The organism is Neobacillus phoenicis, from assembly GCF_047302305.1.
Classification (GTDB): Bacteria; Bacillota; Bacilli; order Bacillales; family Cytobacillaceae; genus Neobacillus.
In genome coordinates, this window is the sequence record NZ_CP154847.1 from 3,100,799 (window position 1) to 3,113,975 (window position 13,177).

14 protein-coding genes are annotated in these 13,177 nt (G+C 37.4%); 3 read left to right on the top strand and 11 right to left on the bottom strand.

The genetic code is table 11. The features are described 5' to 3' along the window. Positions 1–88: 88 nt before the first annotated feature. From AA0X95_RS16095 to AA0X95_RS16115, 5 genes are all read right to left on the bottom strand, one after another. Positions 89–1,213, bottom strand: coding sequence for an NADH-dependent flavin oxidoreductase (locus AA0X95_RS16095; protein WP_413299529.1), 1,125 nt, complete (start codon positions 1,211–1,213; stop codon positions 89–91). Positions 1,214–1,380: 167 nt separating this feature from the next. Further along, the gene (locus tag AA0X95_RS16100) at positions 1,381–1,665 is read right to left on the bottom strand and encodes a DUF3784 domain-containing protein (protein ID WP_413299531.1); all 285 of its coding nucleotides are present in this window, start codon (positions 1,663–1,665) and stop codon (positions 1,381–1,383) included. A 73-nt stretch (positions 1,666–1,738) separates the two neighbouring features. Further along, on the bottom strand, positions 1,739–2,638 hold the full coding sequence (locus AA0X95_RS16105; protein ID WP_413299533.1) for a hypothetical protein: 900 nt from the start codon (positions 2,636–2,638) through the stop codon (positions 1,739–1,741). A 43-nt stretch (positions 2,639–2,681) separates the two neighbouring features. After that, entirely contained in the window at positions 2,682–3,320 is a 639-nt protein-coding gene (locus AA0X95_RS16110; RefSeq protein WP_413299535.1) for a LysE family transporter, read from the bottom strand. Positions 3,321–3,508: 188 nt separating this feature from the next. Beyond that, positions 3,509–4,507: a transglutaminase domain-containing protein gene (locus AA0X95_RS16115; RefSeq protein WP_413299537.1), complete on the bottom strand. Its 999-nt coding sequence runs from the start codon at positions 4,505–4,507 to the stop codon at positions 3,509–3,511. 136 nt (positions 4,508–4,643) lie between these two features. Here AA0X95_RS16115 and AA0X95_RS16120 point away from each other — a divergent pair, with 136 nt between their 5' ends. Then, positions 4,644–6,596 (top strand): GTP-binding protein, encoded by a 1,953-nt coding sequence (locus tag AA0X95_RS16120; RefSeq protein WP_413299539.1) that lies wholly within the window; start codon positions 4,644–4,646, stop codon positions 6,594–6,596. A gap of 55 nt (positions 6,597–6,651) precedes the next feature. Here the strand turns inward: AA0X95_RS16120 and AA0X95_RS16125 are convergent, their stop codons facing one another. Further along, a complete protein-coding gene (locus tag AA0X95_RS16125; protein WP_413299540.1) occupies positions 6,652–7,383 on the bottom strand; it encodes a TerC family protein in 732 nt (243 codons plus the stop codon). Between the two features lie 220 nt (positions 7,384–7,603). On the opposite strand from AA0X95_RS16125, the gene AA0X95_RS16130 reads away from it, so the two are divergent. Beyond that, positions 7,604–8,644, top strand: a complete 1,041-nt coding sequence (locus AA0X95_RS16130) for an ATP-binding protein (protein WP_413299542.1) — start codon at positions 7,604–7,606, stop codon at positions 8,642–8,644. Positions 8,645–8,689: 45 nt separating this feature from the next. On the opposite strand, the gene AA0X95_RS16135 is transcribed toward AA0X95_RS16130, so the two are convergent. The 4 genes from AA0X95_RS16135 to AA0X95_RS16150 form a co-directional block, all read right to left on the bottom strand. Next, the gene (locus tag AA0X95_RS16135) at positions 8,690–9,892 is read right to left on the bottom strand and encodes an MFS transporter (protein WP_413299544.1); all 1,203 of its coding nucleotides are present in this window, start codon (positions 9,890–9,892) and stop codon (positions 8,690–8,692) included. Positions 9,893–10,127: 235 nt separating this feature from the next. Continuing rightward, positions 10,128–10,451 carry a BC1872 family protein gene (locus AA0X95_RS16140; RefSeq protein ID WP_413299546.1) on the bottom strand — a complete coding sequence of 108 codons (324 nt, stop codon included), beginning with the start codon at positions 10,449–10,451 and terminating at the stop codon, positions 10,128–10,130. A gap of 288 nt (positions 10,452–10,739) precedes the next feature. After that, on the bottom strand, positions 10,740–11,138 hold the full coding sequence (spxA, locus tag AA0X95_RS16145; protein ID WP_413310068.1) for a transcriptional regulator SpxA: 399 nt from the start codon (positions 11,136–11,138) through the stop codon (positions 10,740–10,742). Positions 11,139–11,225: 87 nt separating this feature from the next. Continuing rightward, on the bottom strand, positions 11,226–11,654 hold the full coding sequence (locus AA0X95_RS16150) for an RrF2 family transcriptional regulator (RefSeq protein WP_413299548.1): 429 nt from the start codon (positions 11,652–11,654) through the stop codon (positions 11,226–11,228). 216 nt (positions 11,655–11,870) lie between these two features. Between AA0X95_RS16150 and AA0X95_RS16155 the strand changes: the two genes are divergently transcribed. After that, complete coding sequence (locus tag AA0X95_RS16155) at positions 11,871–12,437, top strand: CBO0543 family protein (protein ID WP_413299550.1); 567 nt, start codon at positions 11,871–11,873, stop codon at positions 12,435–12,437. Here AA0X95_RS16155 and AA0X95_RS16160 read toward each other — a convergent pair. Next, positions 12,434–12,895, bottom strand: a complete 462-nt coding sequence (locus tag AA0X95_RS16160) for a GNAT family N-acetyltransferase (RefSeq protein ID WP_413310070.1) — start codon at positions 12,893–12,895, stop codon at positions 12,434–12,436. The genes AA0X95_RS16155 and AA0X95_RS16160 overlap by 4 nt on opposite strands. Positions 12,896–13,177 lie beyond the last annotated feature (282 nt).

Here is a 13,177-nt window from a genome sequence, read left to right on the forward strand (position 1 = left end):
TATTATAACTTCAGTCTTTTAAAAGGCATATTCATACATTACAAAAGAGCATCCCAATATTAATTGAGATACTCTTCTAAATAATAATTTATTCAATCCCCGGAAACCAACCTGGTGAATGGATAATCGCTTGCCAGAGTGGATCAGGTATAACCAGTTCCTGTTGCTTTTCTTTATCTATTTTAGTAATAATCTCGTCTTCCCTGCCTTCCGCTACCTTTTGTACCCAATCAGGATCAATAATGATTTCGCGCCCTAACGCAATTAATGGCACTCCCGTTTGAATCGCTTGTATGGCATCATCCACGGTATAAATCGAGCCCACTCCAATAACAGGAACCTGATCACCAACCCGTTCTTGAATAATTTCAATTCGAGAACGAGTGTCATCCACCCCACGTCTTGGCTTGGACCAAAAATCCTGTAGAGAAACGTGTAAATAACCAAGATCCTTTTTAGCTAATGCATCGATCAAAACCAATGTATCTGCCATCGTGATCCCAGGTGTTTCTGCCTCTTCAGGTGAGAAGCGATAGCCAATCACAAACGGTCCGCTTGCGTGTTCCGCTGCTACTCTCTTTACTTCATCGACTACAGCGAGCGGAAACGTAAGTCGTTTCTCCAAACTTCCTCCCCATCGATCTTCACGGCGATTTGAGTGTGGAGAGAAAAATTGCTGAATGAGGTATCCGTTTGCCCCGTGAATTTCTACCCCATCATACCCCGCTTCAATTGCCCGACGAGTAGTCTCACCGAAATCCTTAATGATGGATTCTACTTCTTGATCCGTTAATTCCCTTGGAACTGGTTTCCCTGCACCTTCAGAAGCTACAGCACTTGCGCTAACCACATCCCCATTCGGAACTAATTCAGGTGGTACTTGGCGGCCACCGTGAAATATTTGCAGAATGGCTTTTGCTCCTTGGTCCTTAATCCCTGAAGCCAGCTGTCGAAGGCTCGGAATCAATTCATCACGGTTTCCCCCAAATTCCCCGTGAAACCCTTTTCCATTTGCTGTAACATAAGTGCAAGCTGTGATAACCATTCCCACTCCTGCAGAACGTCTTGCGTAATAATTAACTTCCGCATCTGTGACAGTCCCATCCGGGTTGGATGAGAAATTGGTCATAGGAGCCATCACGATCCTATTCTTTAAAGAGACCTTACTCCGAAAGGTGAACGACTCAAATAATGCAGCATATTTAGAATTCATGAACAATGTCCCTCCAGCTTTATTGTAATTATCAATGCATTCTTTCAACCACGTTATAGTTTGCCGTTTTTATTTCGTGGTCATTCTAATGAATTATGAAACACGGGGAAGTTACAAAAAAACAAGGTGAAACACCTTTTCCTGGGTGCTTCACCTTGCAATTCACGCTATTTAATTAACCTTCTATTAATAAATAAGTAAACGGTTGTTAACAAGACTAACATAGCAATTAGAATCACGGTTAATTCATATTGATACTCAAATATACTATTAATAATGACTAATATACCAAGAGGAAGAAAAAATACGCTAGCAGTAATTTTGCCTAATAAAGATTTATTATTAATCATTTTTTCATTAAAACCTGCTAGTAGCCAGGTTTGTTTTTTTACACCTACAAGGTAAGAAATAAACAAAAGTAATAAACCAACAACTAATAATTTGTAATCCATTGTATAATCCCTCAGATCCTCTCCTACTATACGAAGTAGGACCGATAAAGTTTCATATCCATTAACCTTTTTATCAACAGATTTGCTTTTTTATAATAAATAGCAGCATGCTAACCACTAAAGCAACAACTGAGAAAAATAAAGCAATACTTGAAAAAGCCAGGACATACGCATTTAATTCTGCAATTTTCACAATCATCCCGTAGCTATTAAGTTTGAATACAGCAGTAAAAACATTGAACAAGACGAGAATGAAATAAATAGTTAATAGCCCCTTTGCAGCTCCTTCAATATCCGCTTTACTGAGGGCAATATGTGAAGAAATGCTAATACCTACTATTAAAAAAATCCAGAACAGCGGATTGATGAGATTTTCAAGTGTAAAGAGGTTTTTACTTATTGCTAGTATTGCCCCTGAAATGATTCGTAAAAAAGTAAAATCAATTTTTTCTAAAGTAACATGCAACTGGATCTCTTTAACAAAGGCCTTGTACGTTTCAGGGACTAAAAGGTACATACTTAAAATTAAAGAGCCTATCCCGCTAAAAATGGGGCCTAGTCCAATAAAAAAATTGCCTGCCTGTTGATACCAGCTTTTCCGGTTGTATTGGTGCTCCACAAAACCTAGGATACCTGTAGGACTATTGAATTGCAGTAATTTGACCCTCGTAACTCGATGTCCCCAGATGAAACACTGAATAAGATGACCAATTTCATGAATAGGAGTTCCAATCCATGCTGTAAACAAAACTCCTCTTGGGCCAAATGCCCTTATCAGAAACGAATTAGAATACCTTTCCAGAATCCCTAAAACCACTCCCACTGCCATGATGACACCGAAGAGATAAAGCAACTCGACAAGACTAATTAGAAGTGTATGTATAAATGAAAATAGGATATCCATTTCTATCCTTAATCCTTTCAATGACTCTCTTTCCATCCATGTTATACCATAGGAAAGAAAAACATTCACTGAAAAATCCCCTTAAGATAAAATATTTTAGTAAAAACCCCCTTTAACTATCATGCAAAATTGCGTCGATTCCCTGATAGCCAAAATATAACCCAAATACTACTAACGATGCTCCGGATACAATAGAAATAGCAATTAGACTTTTCACATTTAATAATCTTCTGAATCCTGTAGTTAGTGCTGCAACAAACACATCCCAAAATGTGAGCCCAAGAAAAATCATACTACTATAAATTAATAAGGAATCCGTTCCGTTTGTTTGTGCTGTTTTGGCTAAGACTGACCCATATATTCCCAACCAAAACAAAATGGATAATGGGCTGGTGATTGACATGATAAATCCAGTTAAAAAACATTTAAATAATGAATCCTTCTGTCTACTATACGAAAGAGTTATGGTATTTGCATTCTTAATACTTTCAATGCCGGAATAAATTAATACAAACCCTCCGAATAACCAAAGAAAGATTTGAACAACAGGAATCCCTAAAAATTGAACCATTCCTAAATAGACCAAAAGCATAAAAACACCATCTGCAATCATGGATCCAGCACCTACAATCCATGCATGCCAAAAACCATTCTTTATCCCTTTATCTAACCGAGCAGAATTCACTGGTCCAATTGGTGCTGCCAATGTAAATCCTAATATTATATAGCTAATTAATACACTAGTACTCAATAAAACCACCCCCACCACACGGTTGTATCAACATGTACATTTTATGTAGATAATACAAAGTCATGTCCAAAAAATGATAAATCTTTAGTGACCCTTAAGAACGTGAAAAGCCAAATCCTTGTATTTATGGATTTGGCTTTTTACCTAATGTTAATTTACCTCTCATTTTTAGCTGTAGGAGCATCCGATTACCACGGATATTCGCCTTCCTTTTGTTTATCCGTTTTTGAAAAATACGCTGGTTGATAATGAGGAACAAACTTTTGGGTATTCGTATTAATAAAACCTGAGCCATAGGTTGGGTCTTCTGCCTGCCAGACACCATTTAGCAGGACCTCATTCCAAGCATGGTTTTCACCGTAAGAGACTTTGGTTTTAATTCCTACCGCACGATGCAGCGCTGCACTTAAATGCGCATATCCTGAACATAGAACGTTTCGAGATTGATAGGCTTGCAGTGCAGTGTACATGGGTGGATTGGTTGAATTAACCAGTGGTGCATTATACGCAACATTTTTTGCTACCCAAGAAAAAATCGCTTTAGATTTCTCTACATCCGTTTTTTTACCATTGGTAATGTTTTGCGCTAGCGCGACAAGACCAGGGTCTGTGCTTTGAACCATAAAACTTGGCAATAAATAGGGATCACCATCGGTTAAATGATATTCAGCATAACCGAGAACCCGATCAGGGTCATCCTCCTTGCCGGTATAATACTCATCCAAATTGATGATAACATCTCCAACTGTAAAGGCAAGCGGATATTCATACTGAATCTTTCCTTTTTTAAAAGGAACCTTTATCGTCGTTTTCTTATCTGCCCGCTGTTCTTGTATATATAAAATGACTCCATCTGCCTGATTGTATTTTCCATAGGGTGTTGGTTTTCCTGAAACCACTAATTTCCCACTCTCAACCGTTACCTGGTAAGTTTGGATTACAGTAGGCTGATATTTTCCGTTTGCAGCTGTAGTTGGAATAGAAGATGTTGCCTCCTGTTCCTCAACGTTGTCCTGATTTGGTACTTGCGGTGAACTTGGCACACTCTCTGACTGTGATTCCTCTTTTAACGGAGAGTCAAGGTAATCTAAGATATTCTTTACTTGATCTATAGAAGGAAGAAGGTCTTTTTGCCCAAGATAAAAAAAAGCATATACACCTAGAAACAGAACGATGAGTTTTTTCAACTCTCAAACACCTCAGCTTTCTAATAGCTATAAGTCTATTTTTCTAAATATTCGAGACGTTGGCAACTTTTTAGGAGGGCCAACGGTCAATTTGGTATAATAATTTATATAAGAAGTACGTAAAAAGAGGTGCATCATGAAGAAAACAATAGGTATGTTTGCGCATGTGGATGCAGGAAAAACCACTTTGGCTGAGCAGCTTCTTTTTCATACGAAAGCAATCAGACAAAGAGGTCGTGTAGACCATAAGGATACGTTTCTCGATACACATGAGATAGAAAAACAAAGAGGCATTACCGTATTTGCAGACCAGGCTAAATTTACTTTTAATCAATCAGACTATTATCTAATAGACACTCCCGGACATGTGGACTTTTCTCCTGAAATGGAACGAGCCATTCAGGTGATGGATTTTGCAGTGATCATTATTAGTGCCGTTGAGGGTATAGAGGGTCATACCGAGACGGTTTGGAGACTTCTACAAAAACATCAAATCCCTACCTTTTTCTTTATCAATAAAACAGACCGAGTAGGTGCGGATGTGCTTAGGGTAATGGAAGAAATTCGAGACAATCTTACCCAAGATATCTTTGATATAACCGAGACTCTGAACGCAGATGAAATGAGTGAAGAATTAATTGAATTTTTAGCTGAACGAGATGAGACACTTTTGGAACAATATATGGAAACCGGCTATCAGCCAGATATTTGGCTGAAAACAATGAAGACATTGATATACGGAAATGAACTCTATCCGTGTGCATATGGCTCTGCATTACAAGATATCGGTGTGGAAAGTTTTCTTAGAAAAATGGACCTATTAACCTCGACGAATTATGATCATCATTTACCCTTTGCAGGTAGAGTCTATAAGATACGCTATGATGACAAAGGGACAAGGATTACGTTTGTAAAAGCTCTTAGCGGTACCCTTAAAGTTCGTGAAGAAGTGAGATATGCTGATGCTGACATAGTCCACTATGAAAAAATCACTCAGATTCGTATATACAATGGAAAAAAATTTATTACTGTCGATCAGGTTTCTGCAGGTGAGATTTTCGCCGTGACAGGGCTTTCCTCCGCTACTGCTGGGGATGGATTGGGGGCATTAAATGAAAAAGCCAGTTACGAAATGGGTTCTGCGCTAAAATCCAAGGTCATCTTTGACCGTTCTATAAATGTAAAAGAGGTATTAAGGTATTTTAAAATTCTAGATGCTGAAGACCCCTCCTTGAATGTTACGTGGGAGGAAAGATCGCAAGAAATTCACATTCGGGTCATGGGTACGATTCAGCTAGAGGTGTTAAAGCAAATAGTTAAGGAACGGTTTCACTTGGACGTTCAATTTGGAGAACCAGAAATATTATACAAAGAAACGGTTGATACTGTAGTTTATGGGTACGGACATTTTGAACCGTTGGGCCATTATGCTGAAGTTCATCTTAAAATTGAACCTGCACCTAGAAATAGCGGTCTATCTTTTAAGACCGTGTGTCATACGGATGATTTACCTGTCGGAACCCAAAATCAAATACGACATCACCTGTTTGAGCGGGAGCACCATGGATTGTTAACGGGTTCTCCTCTTACGGATGTGAAAATCACTCTCTTAACAGGACGGGCCCACAATAAGCATACCTCAGGTGGCGACTTTAGAGAGGCTACCTACCGAGCTTTACGACAAGGTCTGGAAAAAGCAACTAATGTGCTGTTGGAACCTTTTTATGCTTTTAAAATGAAAATAGAATTAGACCACTTAGGTAAAATATTAACTGATATCCAAAATGCACATGGTAGCTTTGATGCTCCTCTTACAGAAGACAATAAGGCTATTCTAACTGGTAAAGTTCCTGTTGCAACATTTATGAACTATGGTCCTGAATTTGCATCAATTACACAAGGAAAAGGCACATTAAACCTAGTGTTTGGCGGTTATTACCCTTGTCACAATTCCAAGCAGGTAATGGACAGAATCAATTATAACAAGGATGCAGACCCGGAATATTCTTCGTCTTCCATCTTTTGCTCTAAGGGGCAAGGGTATTCTGTACCTTGGGATCAAGCGGAAGCGGAAATGCATTGTTTGTAGATACGAAGGGCTTGTAAAAAACAAATTAAATAAGGAGCGAATCTCTTCGCTCCCCCTACATTGTTCTCTCCTTGCCGGAATTCCCCTTTATGGCATGAACAACAAATGTACCTAAAAATACAATAATCAAGATAGAAAAGAAAACAAATTCATCTAAATGATAGCCAAATGCCGAGGTAATCATTTTTATGGCGATAATAGCAATTAATACAAATGCAGTGGTCTCAAATTCAGGGACCCTCTCAATCAAAGCGAGGAATAAATTGGCCACTCCGCGCATCAATAAGATTCCTAATACTCCCCCAAGAAATAGTACCCATTCTTGATTGCTTACACCAAATGCAGCTATGATACTATCCAAACTAAACGCAATATCCATTAACTCAACAGTGATCACGGTTTTCCAAAAGCTCATATTCTTATTTTGAACCTCGTCTGCCTCTTCATCCTTCTTCATAAAGTTTTGAAACACAATCCAGAGTAGATAATGACCGCCTACGATTTTGATCCATCCCACATTAATTAAGGTCACTCCAAGACCAATGGCTATGATTCTAAACAAATACGCACCAAAGATTCCATAGAAAAGAGCTTTTTTACGCTGTCTTTTTGGCAAATGCTTCACTAATACAGCAAGAACAAGCGCATTATCGGCGGATAATAACCCTTCAAGAATAACAAGAGAACCAATTACTCCCCAACTAGCAGGATTTGAAAAAACTTCTTGTAATTCATCTAATGAAAAGAATGTACTGTAGCTATGCAGCAGTTCTAGTAGGAATTCCATTTTTTCTCCCTTTCATTCAATTTAGTAAATTGCAGAAGAAAGAAGGCTTGTCCCCATCTTTTCACTTCTTGCCTTCCACTATAAATGTATGTGTGGGATATAGAGAAAATGAACCAAAACTCATCTTAGCAGAAACAAATTTTATAAAAAGAAAGGATTTTTCACTATGGAAAAAGAACTATTATTTAGTTACTAATAGATTTTAAAAGGATGTATTTTCATGGAAACTACTCATACTCACATTAATTACCGCGACTTAATTCCACGACAAAAAGGTTTTGTCTTTAAGTTTGTAAAAAAAGAGGATCATTTTATACATACATTTAGTGAGGGGGACTTTCTTACGACATTAGGAATTGACTCTGCTTCGATTATCGGAAAAACACTCTTTGATTTTTTACCCAAGGAGATTGCGAAACAGAAGAATGAATTTTATGAACAAGCTTGGAGAGGAACACCTGTCAATTATGAAGGTCAAGTGAATGGCTACTACTATATTGCCTCGTTAAACCCGATGGTCGTTAACGGTCAAACAGTTGAAGTCAATGGAACAGCCATCGATATTACAACTGAAAAGGAAAACGAAATCAAGCTGAGGCAAATGGAGAAATTATCGCTCGTTGGTGAATTAGCAGCAGGAATTGCCCATGAAATCCGAAATCCCTTAACCTCAATAACAGGTTTTACCCAGATTATTAATGAAAGTATTCAAGATCCTTCCTTAAAAGGTTACCTTGAAATCATGCTTGATGAACTAGAACGAATTAATAATATTGTTAGTGAGTTTATGTTTATAGCAAAACCAGCTGAAGGATTTATCTGTAAAGAGATAAATATGGGTACCTTAATCTCAAGTGTACTATTTTTCATGAAACCACAATTTAATATGAAAAGCGTTAATATTACACTGGACTTTGACTCCTCCATTACTGCTTTTTGTGATCCAAATCAAATCAAACAGGTTTTAATCAACCTCCTACAAAATGCGGTTGAAGCAACATCTACTAATAAAAATATCGAAATATCACTAAAAAACGAAAATGAGAATTATTTTTCTATAAAAATAAAAGATTATGGCTCAGGCATTTCAGAAGAGCGGCAGAAACGCTTATTCGAACCCTTCTATACGACTAAGGAAAAAGGGACAGGCTTAGGATTAATGGTATGTAAACGAATCATAGAAAACCACCATGGAACGATCTACATAAAGACCAAACAAGGTGAAGGAACAGTTGTTACTATTTTACTTCCTAAAAAATGAACAATTAAAAAAGGGCCATGGGTGGCCCTTTCTTGTATTCTGAAGTTATGAAACAGCCTTGCGTTTTAAAATACGCTTCTGTTCATTGGTGTTCCAATATGCCATCGTTGTTGCAGCTAAAAGTAAAACACCTGTCACGATAAAGACAACTTGGACTGGAAATATTCCGCCGATAAATCCTCCAAGGATTGGTCCCACCATTCCACCTATTTGATTCGCTGTTTGACTTAACCCGAACGCTCTACCTCGGAATTCACTTTCTGTCGATGTAACAACCAGACCGTTTAATGCCGGATACACTGCACAGAAAAATACGCCAAAAGCAAAGCGAATAATGGAAAATCCCCAAAGTTGGCTGAATAGTGTGTGAGCCAACATCCCGATCCCGCCACCTAACAACCCTATAAAAAGTACTCGATGGAAGCCGACCTTGTCTGCCCATCTCCCCCAATATGGCGCAAAAATGGCGGAGGCAATTCCAGGGAGTGAGAATACTATTCCTGCTATTAGTGATGCGTTTTCAGTCGAACCACCTAATTTAACAATATATAATGGGAGGACAGGTTCAATTGTCATCACTGAACACGATGTAACCACCAACAACAAAAGAACGAACATAAAAGGACGATTAGACCACGCGATTTTCAGGTCTTTTTTAACAGAGCCCCGCTCCTTACTTGCAGTGAAATTCTCTTCTTTTACCCAAAAAATAATTAACAAAGTGGCGATAAGAACGATGCTACCTGCACTAGCAAATGCCCAGCGATTTCCAACGAGGTGGGCAATTCCTCCACCGAGCAATGGACCAATAATCGTTCCTGAAGCAGAAGCTGAAGATATCAAAGAAAGTGCATACCCAACTTTTTCATTCGGTGTATTGGTTCCAATCAACGCTATGGCTCCTGGAATAAACCCACTCAACAATCCCTGCAAAATTCTCAACACCAATATTTGATATGGATTAGTCACGAAGGCCATTAAAGTATAGATAAAAAAGAGAACAATCCCAGCCCGAACAATCATCGGTTTTCTCCCATATTGATCCGCTACCCTTCCCCAAAAAGGGGCTGCGACGGCACCGGCAAAAAAAGCTGAACTAAATAACAATCCTGACCACATTTCCGTATGTTCGTGAACACCAATTTGCAAAAGAAATATCGGCAAAAAGGGAATAACCATGGAAAAACTAGCCGCTGTAAAAAAGACTCCAATCCATAACACCCATAAATTACGTTTCCAACTCTGCACGCTGTTCCATCTCCCAAAGTTGATCAAAGTTGTCTTTCTTCCATTCCATTTCCAATGATCATGTTTTATGGATTATCATATCATATCAGCAAATTATTATCACTCTCGAAATATTCGAATACTGAAATAGTTTGACAAACCGAATATTATTTGGGTCCAAGGTGACATTATAAAAAACTGCCTGGAAAAATAAAAAAGTTGGTTACCTATTTTAAGTAACCAACTTTTCCTTGTTTTAGCATAACTGATTCCATAATCTAGAGCTTTCTACAACAGAGTTGTTTTCTATAATGGTGTACGCTGCGTTTGTAATGGCTTGTGATAAAGTCTCACCTGTTCCTTTGATGTCATTAAAGGAAGCCTCAGATACTCCATCACTGGAAAAACTAAATCCGAATTTCTTTAATCTTTCAACGATTAGCATGGCATGATCTAGGTTATGCTCGGGCTGAAAGTCAGACTCATGTATGAATTTCCCCATTTCATAATCATACCAACGATCCCATCTATTTAACTTCCAACCAAGTATTCTTCTTGCAATTGAATCTGTTTTGTACAATTTCATTCCCTCCTTCGTTTGTTATATAACAGTTATATTATTTAATTCATATTATATAACAATATTTCGGAGTCGACTACCCATTTTTTTATTTTTCAAATAAAAAAAACATCCATATAAGTTGGATGTTTTTCATTAAGGGTGTTTATATGACAGATTGTCAGGGTTAAATGACAGTTAACTTCCGTCATGCGACAGTAAATCTTAGTCATCCGACAATAAATCCTTGTTATACGACAGTAACCTACTACTACCTGCACTGCACTCCACTCCATCACGAGTCAACTATTAATAGTTGACAACCTGGGGTGTATCAATTCTTAAGAATGTACGGAGTTTACGTGGGAGGAAACTACGGATATCTTCCTCGTTATAACCTACCTGCAGCCTTTTTTCGTCTACCATAATTGGACGACGTAAAATTTTGGGATTATTGATGATTAAGTCATATAAATCTTGTAATGGTAAAGATTCAATGTTGATGTCTAGTTCTTTAAATGTTTTTGAATTAGTAGAAATGATTTCATCCGTACCATCTTCTGTAAGACGAAGAATAGATTTGATTTCATCTTTTGTAAGAGGTTGAGACAAAATGTTTCTTTCAGTGTAATCAATATGATATTCCTCAAGCCAAGCCTTTGCTTTACGGCATGATGTACAACTTGGTGTAGAGTATAATGTTACCATCATCAAACACACTCCTTAAACATAAAGTATTTTGAAATAATTTATTACGAATTCAAGATAAACGTCCTAAAAAAGAAAGAAACCAACTTACTCCTTCTGTTCACAGCTTTTTATTCTTTCGAGGACATTGCTAATCGTTATCTGATTTAAATAGGATTGAAGATGCATCTCTGCCTCAGTGAAGATTTGGTCCATCACCACCTGAGTATTAGAAGAAATCACACAGGCTTGATCCGGATCACCTGTACACCAACTAGGTTTAAGAGAACCAGTTGCCATGGCCAGATAAATCTGAGACAATGTTGTCTTTTCAGGGTTACAGCTTAAAACATATCCTCCACCTATGCCCTCTTTAGTCTTTACGTACCCGCTTTTTCGTAATATACTCATGATTTTTCGAATTCTTGTCGGATTTGTACAAACATTTTCTGCGATGGCCTCACTATTTGCCATTTGATTAGGTAAGTTAGCTAATAAAACGAGACTATGGAGTGCTATAACAAAATCGCTATTCACGTTAATCATCCTTCCTAACCGAACCTTACTGTAACTTTAATGTATACAGTTTATTAAGTCAATGTTAAAACTTGGTGAAAACACCTATTTTTCAAAATAAAAGCGAATCTATTTAATATAGAAACGATGACATTACTTAATATCTCTAATTTGAGTAATTTTCACAATTAATGACAAACTAATGATAGGAATTTTTTTGAACACGAGGGATGATATATGAATGAAGGTCAGGTAAAAAGTTTTGAACGACTGGGACGTATTCAAAAAGAACTTTCTGATGGTTGGATTGATTATTGGTCTAAGTACTCCAATATAGATACTTGGCAGTTTTGGTTGAATTTATTTTTGTTCGTTCTTCCACTTATCATTTTATTTTTTACTATCGATCGTAAGCGCGCCTTTCACATTGGTTTTTTCGGCTATTCTGTTCATATGATGGCCGGATATATTGACGGATTTGCTACCAGACATGGTTTATGGGAATATCCCTTTAAAATTATTCCCTTCTTACCAATCAGTATTACACTAGATACTTCCTTAATCCCAGTTGTGTATATGCTGCTCTATCAATGGACACTAAATCGGAAGAAGAATTACTACATCTACGCAATTGTAGTAAGTGCTTTGTATTCTTTGGCAATAAAACCGATTTTGGCAGCTCTACACTTATTTCAATTAGAAAATGGATCCAATTACTTTTATTTATTTTTAGTCTATTTATTTGGCTGTTATGCTGCTAAATGGATTACAAACGTGTTTGTTTTTTTCGAGAGAAACAGTTAATTAATCTGAATAGATTTTGATAATAATTCCATGTCTTCCTTTGTAATGGCATAAATCTCGTGGTCTTCCCAACTCCCATATATTTTTAAGTATCTTGGCGAATAGCCTTCCTTTTTAAATCCAGTCTTTTCTAGGATACGTTTGGATGCAATATTCCTAGGCATGACGGCTGCTTGCACCCGGTGCAGCTTTAATTCATCAAAAGCAAGATCTAATATTAATCGAACAGCTTCTGTTACATATCCTTTTCCGTTATATTTTTTGTCTAAATAATATCCCAGGTTCGCATTTTGAAATGGCCCTCGAACGATACCGGATAAAGTAATTCTTCCAACTAGCTGTTGGGTTTCACGATGAAAAATGCCATATATATACGAAGAGTCGTTCTCAATATCTAAGGTTGCTTTTTGTATTTCTCTTAATTGTTCTTCATATGTAAAGTGTGACTCGGTTCTTATAGGTTCAAATTCCTAGAAAAATTGGCGATTCTCTTTCCTTAATTGAAGAAGACTTTCAGCATCACTATCCTTTAAATAGCGAAGAATTATGTTGTTATTAATCATTCCTTACACCTACTCTCATATAACATCCTCTTTCCAAATTGTAACATTCTTTTTCATAAAATAAATGAAAAACATAAAAAACGGTGCCTGTCCCCCGCCACGTTACCACAGTAACGCACTGGGGGACAGGCACCGTTTTTTAGAGTGTAAATTTACACCAATTTATCCATATGATAT

Bases quoted from the DNA above. Each gene is read 5' to 3' on its own strand.
- AA0X95_RS16095 (WP_413299529.1), bottom strand. From the start codon at position 1,213: ATGAATTCTAAATATGCTGCATTATTTGAGTCGTTCACCTTTCGGAGT.
- spxA (WP_413310068.1), bottom strand. From the start codon at position 11,138: ATGGTAACATTATACTCTACACCAAGTTGTACATCATGCCGTAAAGCA.
- AA0X95_RS16100 (WP_413299531.1), bottom strand. From the start codon at position 1,665: ATGGATTACAAATTATTAGTTGTTGGTTTATTACTTTTGTTTATTTCT.
- AA0X95_RS16125 (WP_413299540.1), bottom strand. From the start codon at position 7,383: ATGGAATTCCTACTAGAACTGCTGCATAGCTACAGTACATTCTTTTCA.
- AA0X95_RS16120 (WP_413299539.1), top strand. From the start codon at position 4,644: ATGAAGAAAACAATAGGTATGTTTGCGCATGTGGATGCAGGAAAAACC.
- AA0X95_RS16155 (WP_413299550.1), top strand. From the start codon at position 11,871: ATGAATGAAGGTCAGGTAAAAAGTTTTGAACGACTGGGACGTATTCAA.
- AA0X95_RS16130 (WP_413299542.1), top strand. From the start codon at position 7,604: ATGGAAACTACTCATACTCACATTAATTACCGCGACTTAATTCCACGA.